Here is a 13013-nt window from a genome sequence, read left to right on the forward strand (position 1 = left end):
GCGCCGCCGCCCGCCCCCCCCCCCCCCGGGCCCCCCCGCCCCCCGCCGCCCCCCCCCCCCCCCGGACCGGGGTCAGTACTGGCGGTCGGGCAGGGCGGCGATCGCCTCGTCCTGGGTGAAGGTGGTCTCCTCGGTGATGATGCGCTTCTCAGGCGTCTCACCGTCGTTGATCTGCTTCACGATGTCGATCAGCTGCTTGCCGAGCAGCGGCGAGCACTCGACGATGAAGTTGATCTTGCCGTCGGCGAGGGCCTGCATGCCGTCGTGCACCGCGTCGACGGTGACGATCTTGATGTCGACGCCCGGCTCCAGGCCGGCCGCCTCGATCGCCTCGATCGCGCCGAGGCCCATGTCGTCGTTGTGCGCGTAGATGAGGTCGACGTCGGGGTTCGACTTCAGCAGCGCCTCGGTCACCTGCTTGCCGCCCGCGCGGGTGAAGTCGCCGGTCTGGCTGGCGACGACCTCGAGGTTCGGGTTGGCCGAGATGACGTCGGCGAAGCCCTCGGCGCGGTCGATCGCCGGCGCGGCGCCCGTCGTGCCCTCGAGCTGGATGATCTTCACCGGCTCGGTGGTGTCGGCGTACTCGTCGAGCACCCACTGGCCGGCCTTCTCGCCCTCCTTCACGAAGTCGGACCCGAGGAAGCTCACGTAGAGCGAGTCGTCCTGCGAGTCGACCGCGCGGTCGGTGAGCACGACGGGGATGCCGGCGGCCTTGGCCTCGTTCAGCACGGCGTCCCAACCGGTCTCCACGACGGGCGAGAACGCGATGACGTCGACCTGCTGCTGGATGTACGAGCGGATCGCCTTGATCTGGTTCTCCTGCTTCTGCTGCGCGTCGGAGAACTTGAGCTCGATGCCCGCCTCCTCGAACGCGGCCTGGATGTCCTTGGTGTTGGCGGTGCGCCACCCGGACTCGGCGCCGACCTGGGCGAACCCGACCACGAGTTCGTCGAGCGGCTTCGGGCCGTCGCTGGCGGCGCTGCCGCCGCTGGCGCATCCGGTGAGGGCGAGGAGCATCGCGCCGGTGGCGGCGGCGATGCCGATGAGCTTCTTCATCAGCTGGAACCTCCTTGTTCACTGCCGGCGTCTGGGCTGCTGCGGAGTCTCGGTGCGCCGGGCGGCCGGTTCATTCGGGCCGCGTTGGAATGTTAGCGCTCACAAGTGAGCGCTCACAAGTGTGTTCTGGGAAATGGATGCCTCGCGGATGCGGGGCGATCTTCGTGTCGGTGCTATTCCCAGATCAGTGGATGAATCCGTCGGACCTGCTCGTCGCCGATTCGTGCGCGACAACCCGCCTCATCGACCGGTTGTGATCGCTCATTTCACACGTGCACAACCGCGATGTCGGGCGCCCGCCGGCACGGCGGCACCGCCCGGGCGACACCGGCCGGTGCAGGATGCTGCGTCGTCACGACGCCCGCCGGCCGCTCGCGTCCACCTGCACGGACACAGCGCGCGGGCAGGATGCTGCGTCCGTCGCGTCGCCCGCCGGCCGCTCGCGTTCACCTGCACGACACAGCTCGGGTGCAGGATGCTGGCCATGAGCGAACCCGAACACCTCATCGTCGGCGCAGGTCCGGTCGGCACCGCGCTCGCCCTCCGCGCCGCCGAGTCCGGCGAGCGGGTGCGCGTCGTCACGCGCTCGGGCCGCGGGCCGCGGCATCCGCTCGTCGAACTCGTCGCGCTCGACGCCGCCGACCGCCCCCGGCTCGCGGAGGCCGCCGCCGGTGCCCGAGTCGTCGTCAACTGCGCCAACCCCGGCGCCTACCCGCAGTGGGAACGCGTGTGGCCGCCGCTCGCCGCCTCGATCCTGCACGCGGCCGAGGCATCCGGCGCCGTGCTCGTGATCATGGGCAACCTGTACGGGTACGGGCCGGTCGACGGACCCATGCGGCAGGGCACGCCGCTGCGACCGTCCGATCACAAGGGCGCGCTGCGCGCCCGGATGTGGGAGGACGCGCTCGCCGCGCATCGCGCCGGGCGCGTGCGCGTCACCGAGGCGCGAGCGTCCGACTACCTCGGGCCGACCGCGCCGACCGCCAACGGGCTGCTGCCCCGGTACGCCGCGGCGACGCTCGCCGGCAGGTCGGCGACCGTGTTCGGCGACCCCGACGCCCCGCACTCCTGGACGGCGGTCGACGACATCGCGGCGACGCTCGACGTGCTCGGGCGCGACGAGCGCGCGTGGGGCCGCCCCTGGATCGTGCCGTCCAACCCGCCCGCGAGCGTCCGCGAGGTGCTCACCGCCCTCGGCGAGCGCGCGGGCACCGGTGCACCGACGCTGCGACGGATGCCGCAGTGGGCGCTCTCTGCGATGGGCCTCGTCGTGCCGGTGCTGCGGGAGGTGAGCGGCGTGCTCTACCAGTTCGAGCAGCCGTTCGTCGTGGATGCCGCGGAGACGACCGACGCGTTCGGCCTCGAGCCGACCGACTGGTCGGCCCTGCTCGACGCGACCGCGCGGGCGTGGCTTGACCGGGCGGCCGCGGGGCGCTGACGCGGGGGCCTGCGCGGCCTCGGCGACGGCGGTCGCCAGGCGCGGTGGCGGGCGCTACTGTTTCGCGGCCTTCGCCGCCGCCTTCGCGGCCTGCTTCGTGGCGCGGACCTTCGCGAGCGACTCCGGGTCGACGATGTCGGCCACCGAGGCGAACGACCCCTCGTCGCCGTAGTGCCCGGCGGCCTCGCGCCATCCGCTCGCCTCGAGCCCGCACTGCTTGCCGAGGAGCGCGAGGAAGATCCTGGCCTTCTGCTCGCCGAACCCGGGCAGCGCCTTCAGCCGCTTGAGCACCTCGGCGCCGTCGGGGTCGCCCTGCGTCCAGATGGCGGCGGCGTCGCCGCCCCACTCGTCGCGCACGGCCGCGGCGAGCGACTGCACCCGGCCCGCCATCGAGCCCGGGTACCGGTGCACGGCCGGCGGCTGCTTGAACGCCTCGACGAACCGCTCGGGGTCGACCGACGCGATCTCGGTCGGCTCGATCGTGCCGACCCGGTCGCGGATCTTGGCCGGGCCCGCGAACGCCGTCTCCATCGCGACCTGCTGGTCGAGCAGCATGCCCGTGAGCAGGGCGAACGCGTCGCTGCCCAGCAGTTCGTCGGCAGCGGCATCCCCGGTGATGTTGAGCGTGGTCATGGGGTCCATCCTCCCACCGGGGCGCGCGTCGCGCGGCGGTCGGCGCGCTCCGAGCTGCGCGCGTTCGTGTGCGTGCGCGTCGAAGGAGCGATCGTGCGACACGCCGGGCCGGCGCGGCGCGCCGCCAGGGAACTCCGACGACTCGCACGCGACCCGGTCGAGATCTGCCCGAATTCCGGACAGGAACTGTCCGCATGGCGCGCGATGCTGGACGAGTCAGCCCAGCCGGGACATCCGTCGCCCGGCCCGAACAGGAGGACCACCATGGACTGGAAGATCGAGCTCATCCACGTTCCCGTCACCGACGTCGACCGGGCCAAGGCCTTCTACGTCGAGAAGCTCGGCTTCAACGCCGACCACGACCAGCGCGTGAACGACGACCTGCGCTTCGTGCAGCTCACCCCGCCGGGCTCGGCGTGCTCGATCGCCTTCGGCGAGGGCCTCGGCGGCACGCTCGAGCCCGGAACGCTCGACGTGATCCAGGTCGTCATCCCCGACGCCGACGCCGTGCTCGCCGACCTGCGCGCGAAGGGCGTCGAGTGCGAGGGCGTCGACGAGCAGGCCTGGGGCCGCTTCATCACGCTCGCCGACCCGGACGGCAACCGCTGGACGCTGCAGCAGCTGCCCGACTACTCGGCCGGCTGAGGCGACGGAGGCCACCCGGCCGGGCCGGCGGCGGCCGGGCGCGCCCGATCCGGCCCCGCGACCGAGGCCCGGTCGAGGCATCCGTCGCACGATTCGCAGGGTGAGACGGCTCATGCCTCCCATACGACCCCATCAGTCGGCTCATCCTGCGAACTCGCGTCAGCGGGCCTCCGCGCCGTCCGCAGGATGAGGCGGCTCATGCCCTCTCATCCGACCTCATCCCGCGACTCATGCTGCGAATTCGCCCGACCGGGCGCGAAGGTGAGCGGCATCGGGACGGCCCGGGCCGCTCAGCCGCGCGGCGCCGCGGTGCTCGCGCGCACGACGAGCTCGGGCACACGCGAGGTGCGGTCGGGCGCCGCCGCCTCGTCGCGCAGCACGTCGGCGACGGTCGCCATGATGTCGCGTCCGAGCGAGTCGAAGTCCTGTCGAACGGTCGTCAGCGGCGGGGTGAAGAACGCGGCCTCGGGGATGTCGTCGAAGCCCACGACGCTGAGCTCGCCCGGCACCGCGACGCCCGCCTCGTGGCACGCGTGCAGCAGGCCGAGCGACATCTGGTCGTTGCCGACGAACACGGCGGTCGCCCAGCCCTCGTCGAGCAGGCGGCGGCCTGCCGCGTGACCGGATGCCGCGAGCCAGTCGCCCGCGATCGGCTCGCGGACCTCGAGCCCGTGGGCCTCGAGCGCGGTGGCGAAGCCGCGGCGGCGCTCGGCGGCGTCCATCGAGTCGGCGGGGCCGGCGACGTGGGCGATGCGGCGATGCCCGAGCCCGATGAGGTGCTCGGTCGCGAGCCGGGCGGCGGCGGCCTGGTCGAACGAGACGCGGTGCATGCCGGGTTCGACCTCGGATGCCACGGCCACGACGGGCACGCCCGCGTCGATGCCGCGCAGCACATCGACGCCCTCGCGCTCGCCCGAGATGAGCACGATCGCCTCGACGCGCTGCAGTACGAGCCGGTGCACGGCCTGCGTGAGCACGTCGGCCGCGAGCGTGCGCATGCTCGCCTGGCTCACCGCGTACCCCGCTTCGCGGGCCGCCTCGTTGAACCCGAGCGCGGCGCTCGAGGGTCCGTAGTCGGGGCGTCCGGCCAGGATCAGCCCGATCGAGCCCGAACGCCGCTGCGCCATGGCGCGGGCCGTCGGCGACGGCGTGTAGTTCAGCGCGGCGATCGATTCGCGCACGCGCTCCCGCGTCGCCGCGGCGACGCCCGGCAGGTCGTTCAGCACGCGCGAGACGGTCTGGTGCGAGACGCCCGCGTGACGGGCGACGTCGAACATGGTCGGCACGCCGGCCGACTCGGGGGCGGATGCCGCGCCGGACGTCGCCGTCGTGGCCGGCGCGCGCGAGGCATCCCGTCCGACCGGCGAGCCCGACGCATCCGCCCCGACCCGCACACCCGCCGTGGACGCCTCGGCCGGGTCGTCGCCGACCCGCGCCGAGGCATCCGCACCGCTCATGGGGTCCTCCCTCAGAGCCCCTGCGCCAGTCGGTAGTAGGCCTGGTTCCACCGTACTTCGCGCTGGAACCCGCGCAGGTCGGTGGACTCGTCGATGACCAGCAGCTCCACGCCGGCCATCTCGGCGAAGTCGCGGAACACGTCGACGCCGACCGCGGTCGACATGACCGTGTGGTGCGCGGCACCGGCGGTGAGCCACGCGGCGGCCGACGTCTGGAAGTCGGGGGCGGGCTTCCAGATCGCGCGCCCGACGGGCAGCTTGGGCAGCGGCTCGCGCGGCGCGACGTTCTCGACGACGTTCGCGGTGAGGCGGAACCGGTCGCGCATGTCGCTCATCGCGACGACGACGGCGGGGCCCGGGTCGGCCGTGAAGACCAGGCGCACCGGGTCCTCCTTGCCGCCGATGCCGAGCGGGTGGATCTCGAGCGACGGCTTCGCCGTCGTGATCGACGGCGCGACCTCGAGCATGTGCGCACCGAGGATCAGCTCATCGCCGGGCGTCATGTCGTAGGTGTAGTCCTCCATGAGGGTCGCGCCGCCGGGCAGGCCCGCGCCCATGACGTTCGCCACGCGCACGAGGATCGCGGTCTTCCAGTCGCCCTCGGCGCCGAAGCCGTAGCCCTCGGCCTGCAGCCGCTGCACGGCGAGCCCGGGCAGCTGGCGCAGCGCTCCGAGGTCCTCGAACGAGGTCGTGAACGCGCCGAAGCCGCCCTCCTCGAGGAACGAGCGCAGCCCGATCTCGACCGCCGCGCCGTAGCGGAGCGACTCGTGCCGGTCGCCGCCCTTCCGCAGCTCGGGCACGACGTCGTACTCGTCCTCGTAGAGCGCGACGAGCTCGTCGATCTCGGCGTCGGATGCCGCGTGCACGGCGTCCGCGAGCTCGTTCACGCCCCACGTGTTCACCTGCACGCCGAACCGCAGCTCGGCCTCGGTCTTGTCGCCCTCGGTCACCGCGACGTAGCGCATGTTGTCGCCGAAGCGGGCAAGCTTCAGGTCGCGGGATGCCGCGAGGCCGGCCGCCGCACGCTGCCAGGTGCCGAGCTCGCGCTGCACGCGCGGGTCGGACGCGTGCCCGACGATCGTCTTGCGCGGCACGCCGAGCCGGGTCTGGATGTATCCGAACTCGCGGTCGCCGTGCGCGGCCTGGTTGAGGTTCATGAAGTCGAAGTCGATGTCGGCGTAGGGCAGCTCGACGTTCGCCTGCGTGTGCAGGTGCGCGAGCGGCTTCTGCAGCGCGTCGAGTCCGGCGATCCACATCTTCGCGGGGCTGAACGTGTGCATCCAGGCGACGACGCCGATCACGTTCGGCGCGGCGTTCGCCTCGAGGGCGACCTGCTTGATCGCGGCCGAGTCGGTGAGCACCGGCATCCACACGACCTTGACCGGCACGTCGGATGCCGCATCGAGCGCCTCGGCGATCGTGCGCGACTGGTCGGCGACCTGGGCGAGCGTCTCGGGACCGTACAGGTGCTGGCTGCCGGTGAGGAACCAGACCTCGTAGCCGTCGAGCGAGGTGGTGAGCGGAGTGCGGGTCATGTGCGTGTCCTTCGTGTGGTTCCGGTTTCGGTGTCTGAGCGGCCGGCGGGCGGATGCCTCGGGGCCGTGGTCTCGGGTCGGCCCGCCGTCGTGGGCGAGGATCGGGTCGTGGTCGGCGAACTGGGCGGGATGGTCGTGTGCGCGACGCGAGGTCAGAGCGCCGCCACGGCCGCCGCCTCTGCGGCGAGGCCCGCAGCGTAGCGGTCGAGGTAGGCGGCGAAGCCGGCGACATCCGTCGGGTCGGGCTCGGCGACGTCGATCGCGGCGCCCGCGAAGACGCGCTCGTCGAGGTACGTTCCGAGGTCGGCCTCGGCGGCGTGGGCGAGGTAGGCGGCGAGCACCGCGATCCCCCATGCGCCGCCCTCCGACGCGGTCTCGCCGACCGCGACCGGCGCGTCGAGCGCTCCCGCGAGGAAGCGCTGCGCGACGCCCGCGGTGCGGAAGATGCCGCCGTGCGCGAACATGCGGTCGAGCCCGACGCCCTCGTCGTGCAGCACGCGCATGCCGAGGGCGAGCGTGCCGTAGACGCCGTAGATGTGGGCGCGCATGAGGTTCGCGAGCGTGAGCCGGCTGTCGGGCGTGCGGACGACCATGGGCCGCCCCTCCTCGAGCCCGGCGATGGGCTCGCCTGCCAGCTGGTTGTAGGCCAGGAGGCCGCCGGCGTCGGCCTCGCCCTCGAGCGCCTCGCCGAACAGCGTGCCGAACACGGCATCGCCGTCGAGCTCGACGCCCGCGGCCTCCGCGAACCGCCCGAAGACACCGGCCCACGCCGCGAGCTCGCTCGCGCCGTTGTTGCAGTGCACCATCGCGACGGGGTCGCCCGCGGGCGTCGTCACGAGGTCGAGCTCGTCGTGGGCGTTCGCGAGCGGATGCTCCAGCACGACCATCGCGAAGATGCTCGTGCCGGCGCTGACGTTCCCGGTCCGCGGCGCGACCGCGTTGGTGGCGACCATGCCCGTACCGGCGTCGCCCTCGGGCGGGCAGAACGGGATGCCGGCGCGGAGCGCGCCCGTCGGGTCGAGGAGCGCCGCACCCTCGGCGGTGAGCTCGCCCGCGCCGCGACCGGCGGGGAGCACCTCGGGGAGGAGCGCTGCGACCTTCAGCCCGGGCGCTCGGTCGGCGACGAGCTCGTCGTACGCGGCGATGAGCGTGGCGTCGTAGTCGCCCGTCGCGGAGTCGATCGGGAACATGCCGGATGCGTCGCCGACGCCGAGCACGTCGCGGCCCGTGAGCGCGCGGTGCACGTACCCGGCGAGCGTCGTGACGCTCGCGATCGCGGGCACGTGCGCTTCGCCGTCGAGCACCGCCTGGTGCAGGTGCGCGATCGACCACCGCAGCGGGATGTTCACGCCGAACCGCTCGCTGAGCTCCGCGGCCGCCGGCCCGGTCGAGGTGTTCCGCCAGGTGCGGAAGGGCACGAGCAGCTCGCCCTCGGCGTCGAACGCGAGGTAGCCGTGCATCATCGCCGAGACGCCGATCGCGCCGAAGGTCTCGGGTACGACGTCGTATCGGCGCCGCACGTCGGCGACGAGATCGGCGTACGCGGCCCGCAGCCCCGACCAGACCGAGTCGAGCGAGTAGGTCCAGCGGCGGTCGACGAACTCGTTCTCCCACTCGTGGCTGCCGACCGCGAGCACGTCGGTCGGGTCGGGGCCGATCAGGCAGGCCTTGATGCGGGTCGAACCGAACTCGATGCCGAGCGACGTGCGCCCGTCGAGGATCGCGCTGCGCGCGGCATCCGTGGTCATGGTCTCGCTCATCGTCGTGCGTCTCCACTGGGGTTCGTTAGCGCTAACAATGTCCAATGTTAGCGCTAACGAAAGCGTGACCCAAGCCCCTCACATCCCCGCCGGCGACGTTCGGGAGGAAGAACCTGCCGACCCGCCGTGCCTTCGGGTACGACACGCCGCTCCGCGGGCGATTCTTCCTCCCGAGCGGGCGGGGCCGGGGGCCGGGCGCGCGGGGCGCGCGGGGCCGGGCGCGCGGCCCCGGATCCCCGCAGGAGACACGACGAGGGGCGGATGCCGCGTGGCATCCGCCCCTCGCCGTCTCAGGAGGACGTACTGCGGGTCAGCTCCCGCCCGATCGACGCTTGTTGTACACGTCGAACGCCACCGCGAGCAGCAGCACGAGGCCCTTCACGGCCTGCTGCCACTCGATGCCGATGCCCATGATCGACATGCCGTTGTTCAGGACGCCGATGATCAGACCACCGATGATCGCGCCGCCGATCGTTCCGACGCCGCCCTGCACGGCCGCGCCGCCGATGAACGCGGCCGAGATCGCCTCGAGCTCGAAGCCGTCGCCGGCCTTCGGGCCCGCGAGGTTCAGGCGGGCGGTGAAGATGAGGCCGGCGAGCGCCGCCAGGAAGCCCATGTTCACGAACAGCCAGAAGTCGACCCGGCGGGTCTTGATGCCCGACAGCTCGGCCGCGTGGCGGTTGCCGCCGATCGCGTAGATGTGGCGGCCGAACACGGTGCGGTTCATCACCACGCTGTACACCAGCACGAGCACGCCGAGGATGATCAGCGTGATGGGGATGCCCTTGTACGAGGCGAGCGCGTAGGCGAAGAACCCGATCGCGGCCGAGATCAGCACGAGCTTCGTGATGAACCACGCCATGGGCTCCACGTCCTGCCCGTACTTCACACGACCCCGGCGGGTGCGCACCTGCTGCACGACGAGGATCACGATCGCGAGGGCGCCGACCCCGAGCGTCAGCGGGTCGAGTTCGAACTCGCCGAACACGTTCGAGAGGAAGCCGTTGCCGAGCGCGCGGTACTCGGTCGGGAAGGAGCCGATGTTCGCGTTGCCGAGCACGACGAGGGCCAGGCCGCGGAAGATGAGCATGCCCGCGAGGGTCACGATGAACGCCGGGATGCCGACGTACGCGATCCAGAAGCCCTGCCAGACGCCGACGAGCGCGCCGATGCCGAGCGAGAGGATGACGGCCAGCCACCACGGCAGCCCCCATTGGACGGCGAACACGCCCGAGCAGGCCCCCACGAACGCGGCGACCGAACCGACCGACAGGTCGATGTGGCCGGCGATGATGACCATCACCATGCCGATCGCGAGGACGAGGATGTACCCGTTCTGGACGACGAGGTTCGAGATGTTCTGCGGCCGCAGCAGGATGCCGTCGGTCAGGAACGCGAACAGCACGACCACCGCGACGAGCGCGATGAAGATGCCGTTGCGGCCCAGGTCGCTGAGGACATGGGTCAGCCGATCGGTGAACTTGTTCTGCACCGGGTTGATGTTGCTGCCCGCCGCGTGGGTTTCCTCGATGGTCGGGGGATTCGGATTCGACATGATGTCTCCTGGGGTGATCCGTCAGCCGCGGGCTAGCGGGGCTTTTCCATGGTCATGAGCTTGAGCATCGACTCGGGCGTGGCCTCCTCGACGGGGAGCTCCCCCGTGATGCGGCCCTCCGAGAGGGCGTACACGCGATCGCAGATGCCGAGCAGTTCGGGCAGCTCCGACGAGATGACGATGATCCCCTTCCCGGCAGCGGCCAAGCGGTTGATGATCGTGTAGATCTCGTACTTCGCGCCGACGTCGATGCCGCGGGTCGGCTCGTCGAGGATCAGCACGTCGGGGTCGGAGTAGATCCACTTCGACAGCACGACCTTCTGCTGGTTGCCGCCCGAGAGCTTCCCGGTCTTCACCAGGACGCTCGGCGCCTTGATGTTCATCGACGTGCGGTACTCGTTGGCGACCGCGTACTCCTCGTTGTCGTGCACGAGGCCGTACTTCTCGAGCTTCTTCAGCGACGCCATCGAGATGTTCCGCTTGATGTCCTCGATGAGGTTCAGGCCGTAGGTCTTGCGATCCTCGGTCGCGTACGCGATGCCGTTCTCGATCGCCTCGGCGACCGTGCGCGTCTTGATCTCCTCGCCGCGGAGGAAGACCTTGCCCGAGATCCGCGAGCCGTACGACTGGCCGAACAGGCTCATCGCGAACTCGGTGCGCCCGGCGCCCATGAGCCCCGCGATGCCGACGATCTCCCCCGCGCGGACGTGGAGGTTGACGTTGTCGACCATGACGCGCGAGGTGTCCTGCGGGTGGTGCGCCGTCCAGTCCTCGACGCGGAGCAGCTCCTCGCCGAGGTTCGGCGTGTGGTCGGGGTACCGGTGCTCGAGGTCGCGACCGACCATGTCCTTGATGATGCGGTCCTCGGTGACGTCCTGCTTGGCGATCGTCTCGATCGTCTTGCCGTCGCGGATGACCGTGACGGTGTCGGCGACCTTCTTGATCTCGTTCAGCTTGTGGCTGATGATGATCGACGTGATCCCCTGGCCCTTGAGGTGCAGGATCAGGTCGAGCAGGTGGTCGGAGTCCTCGTCGTTGAGCGCCGCGGTCGGCTCGTCGAGGATCAGGAGCTTCACCCGCTTCGAGAGCGCCTTCGCGATCTCGACGAGCTGCTGCTTGCCGACGCCGATCTCGCGGATCTTCGTGGTCGGGTTCTCGTTGAGTCCCACCCGGGCGAGCAGCTTCGACGCCTCGAAGTTCGTCTTGTTCCAGTCGATGAGACCGCCGGCGCCCTTCTGCTCGTTGTTGAGGAAGATGTTCTCGGCGATCGAGAGGTAGGGGCTGAGGGCGAGCTCCTGGTGGATGATCACGATGCCCTTGGCCTCGGAGTCGGTGAGGTCCTTGAACTCGACCTCCTCGCCCTCGAAGACGATGGCGCCGTCGTAGGTGCCGTGCGGGTAGACGCCCGACAGCACCTTCATGAGCGTGGACTTGCCGGCGCCGTTCTCGCCGCAGATCGCGTGCACCTCGCCGCGTTCCACACCGAGGTTGACGTTCGCGAGCGCCTTGACGCCGGGGAAGGTCTTCGTGATGCCGCGCATCTCGAGAATGTGGTTGGTCATCCCTTGCTCCTGCTCCATTGCCGGTGTGGGGCCGGCCGAGTGGCGGATGCCGCGGCCGGGACCTGAGGCGAGAGTACTCCCGTCACAGGTCCCGACACGCGGTGGTTCATCCGTTGAGGATCAGCGGCTGGTTCAGCCGTTGATCTCCTCTTCGGTCCAGTAGCCGGAGTCGACCAGGACCTCGGTGATGTTGTCCTTCACGACGATCTGCGACTCGAGCAGGTACGAGGGCACGACCTTCACGCCGTTGTCGTAGTCCTCGGTGTTGTTGACCTCGGGCTCCTCGCCGTTCAGCAGGGCGGTCGCCATGTCCACGGCCACGGCCGCGAGGTTGCGGGTGTCCTTGAAGATGGTCGAGTACTGCTCGCCTGCGTTGATCGCCTTGACCGAGTCGAGCTCGGCGTCCTGGCCCGAGATGACCGGCCACTCGTCGCCGACCGAGTAGCCGGCGTCGGTGAGGGCCGAGATGATGCCGCGCGAGAGGCCGTCGTACGGCGAGAGCACCGCGTTGACCTTCGAGCCGTCGGAGTACGTCGAGACGAGGATGTCCTCCATGCGGCTCTGCGCGACCTCGCCGTCCCAGCGGAGGATGGCGGCCTGCTCGAAGTCGGTCTGACCCGACTTCACGACGAGCGTGCCCTCGTCGATGTACGGCTGCAGGGTGTCGATCGCGCCGTTCCAGAAGAACGTGGCGTTGTTGTCGTCGGGCGATCCGGCGAACAGCTCGATGTTGAACGGACCCGCGGGCGCGTCGGCGGCCTCGGCGCCCTCGAGGTCGGTGAGACCCAGGCCCGCGAGGAGCGAGGTGGCCTGCTGCACACCCACGACGTAGTTGTCGAACGACGCGTAGTAGTCGACGTTCTCCGAGTCGCGGATGAGGCGGTCGTAGGCGATGACGGGGATGTCGGAGTCTGCGGCGGTCTGGAGGACCTCCGACAGGGTCGTGCCGTCGATCGCGGCGATGATCAGGGCCTCCGCGCCCTTGGTGATCATGTTCTCGACCTGCGAGACCTGGGTGGGGATGTCGTCCTCGGCGTACTGGAGGTCGACCTTGAAGCCCTGCTCCTCGAGCTGCTCCTTGACGGCGTCGCCGTCCTGGATCCAGCGCTCCGAGCTCTTGGTGGGCATCGCGACGCCGATGAGGCCGCCGTCGCCTTCTCCGCCGCCGCCGCCGCTGCCGCCCGAGCACGCGGCGAGCGCGAGCATCGAACCGGCCGCCAGGGTGGCGAGGAGCACCTTCTTCGTGGTGTTCACGGTGTGTCCTTTCACTGTGTGGTCATGGACGTCGTCGTCTTGGTGACGTTTCGGACCCGGCCTCGTCCATGACGACCGGCTCCCAGCGGCATCCGTCGTGACCTCGGATGCCGCAAGC

At 70.8% G+C, this 13013-nt stretch carries 10 protein-coding genes; 2 read left to right on the top strand and 8 right to left on the bottom strand.

Annotated features, from left to right (window positions below):
- Positions 1 to 72: 72 nt before the first annotated feature.
- A complete protein-coding gene (locus tag ACSJD1_RS06795; protein ID WP_438854564.1) occupies positions 73 to 1056 on the bottom strand; it encodes an ABC transporter substrate-binding protein in 984 nt (327 codons plus the stop codon).
- A gap of 484 nt (positions 1057 to 1540) precedes the next feature.
- Between ACSJD1_RS06795 and ACSJD1_RS06800 the strand changes: the two genes are divergently transcribed.
- A complete protein-coding gene (locus ACSJD1_RS06800; RefSeq protein WP_438854565.1) occupies positions 1541 to 2494 on the top strand; it encodes an NAD-dependent epimerase/dehydratase family protein in 954 nt (317 codons plus the stop codon).
- 54 nt (positions 2495 to 2548) lie between these two features.
- Here ACSJD1_RS06800 and ACSJD1_RS06805 read toward each other — a convergent pair whose 3' ends face one another.
- Positions 2549 to 3136 (bottom strand): HhH-GPD-type base excision DNA repair protein, encoded by a 588-nt coding sequence (locus tag ACSJD1_RS06805; protein WP_438854566.1) that lies wholly within the window; start codon positions 3134 to 3136, stop codon positions 2549 to 2551.
- A gap of 255 nt (positions 3137 to 3391) precedes the next feature.
- Here ACSJD1_RS06805 and ACSJD1_RS06810 point away from each other — a divergent pair, with 255 nt between their 5' ends.
- Positions 3392 to 3772, top strand: coding sequence for a glyoxalase superfamily protein (locus ACSJD1_RS06810; protein ID WP_438854567.1), 381 nt, complete (start codon positions 3392 to 3394; stop codon positions 3770 to 3772).
- Positions 3773 to 4062: 290 nt separating this feature from the next.
- On the opposite strand, the gene ACSJD1_RS06815 is transcribed toward ACSJD1_RS06810, so the two are convergent.
- From ACSJD1_RS06815 to chvE, 6 genes are all read right to left on the bottom strand, one after another.
- Complete coding sequence (locus ACSJD1_RS06815; protein WP_438854568.1) at positions 4063 to 5229, bottom strand: LacI family DNA-binding transcriptional regulator; 1167 nt, start codon at positions 5227 to 5229, stop codon at positions 4063 to 4065.
- An 11-nt stretch (positions 5230 to 5240) separates the two neighbouring features.
- Complete coding sequence (gene araA / locus ACSJD1_RS06820) at positions 5241 to 6764, bottom strand: L-arabinose isomerase (RefSeq protein ID WP_438854569.1); 1524 nt, start codon at positions 6762 to 6764, stop codon at positions 5241 to 5243.
- Between the two features lie 152 nt (positions 6765 to 6916).
- Positions 6917 to 8524 (bottom strand): xylulokinase, encoded by a 1608-nt coding sequence (locus tag ACSJD1_RS06825; protein WP_438854570.1) that lies wholly within the window; start codon positions 8522 to 8524, stop codon positions 6917 to 6919.
- 310 nt (positions 8525 to 8834) lie between these two features.
- Positions 8835 to 10079 carry a multiple monosaccharide ABC transporter permease gene (mmsB, locus tag ACSJD1_RS06830; RefSeq protein ID WP_438854571.1) on the bottom strand — a complete coding sequence of 415 codons (1245 nt, stop codon included), beginning with the start codon at positions 10077 to 10079 and terminating at the stop codon, positions 8835 to 8837.
- A 32-nt stretch (positions 10080 to 10111) separates the two neighbouring features.
- Complete coding sequence (mmsA, locus tag ACSJD1_RS06835) at positions 10112 to 11641, bottom strand: multiple monosaccharide ABC transporter ATP-binding protein (RefSeq protein ID WP_438854572.1); 1530 nt, start codon at positions 11639 to 11641, stop codon at positions 10112 to 10114.
- Positions 11642 to 11773: 132 nt separating this feature from the next.
- Positions 11774 to 12847: a multiple monosaccharide ABC transporter substrate-binding protein gene (chvE, locus tag ACSJD1_RS06840; RefSeq protein WP_438854644.1), complete on the bottom strand. Its 1074-nt coding sequence runs from the start codon at positions 12845 to 12847 to the stop codon at positions 11774 to 11776.
- Between the last annotated feature and the right edge of the window lie 166 nt (positions 12848 to 13013).

This window comes from Agromyces excoecariae (assembly GCF_051715505.1).
In the GTDB taxonomy this organism is placed as follows: domain Bacteria; phylum Actinomycetota; class Actinomycetes; order Actinomycetales; family Microbacteriaceae; genus Agromyces.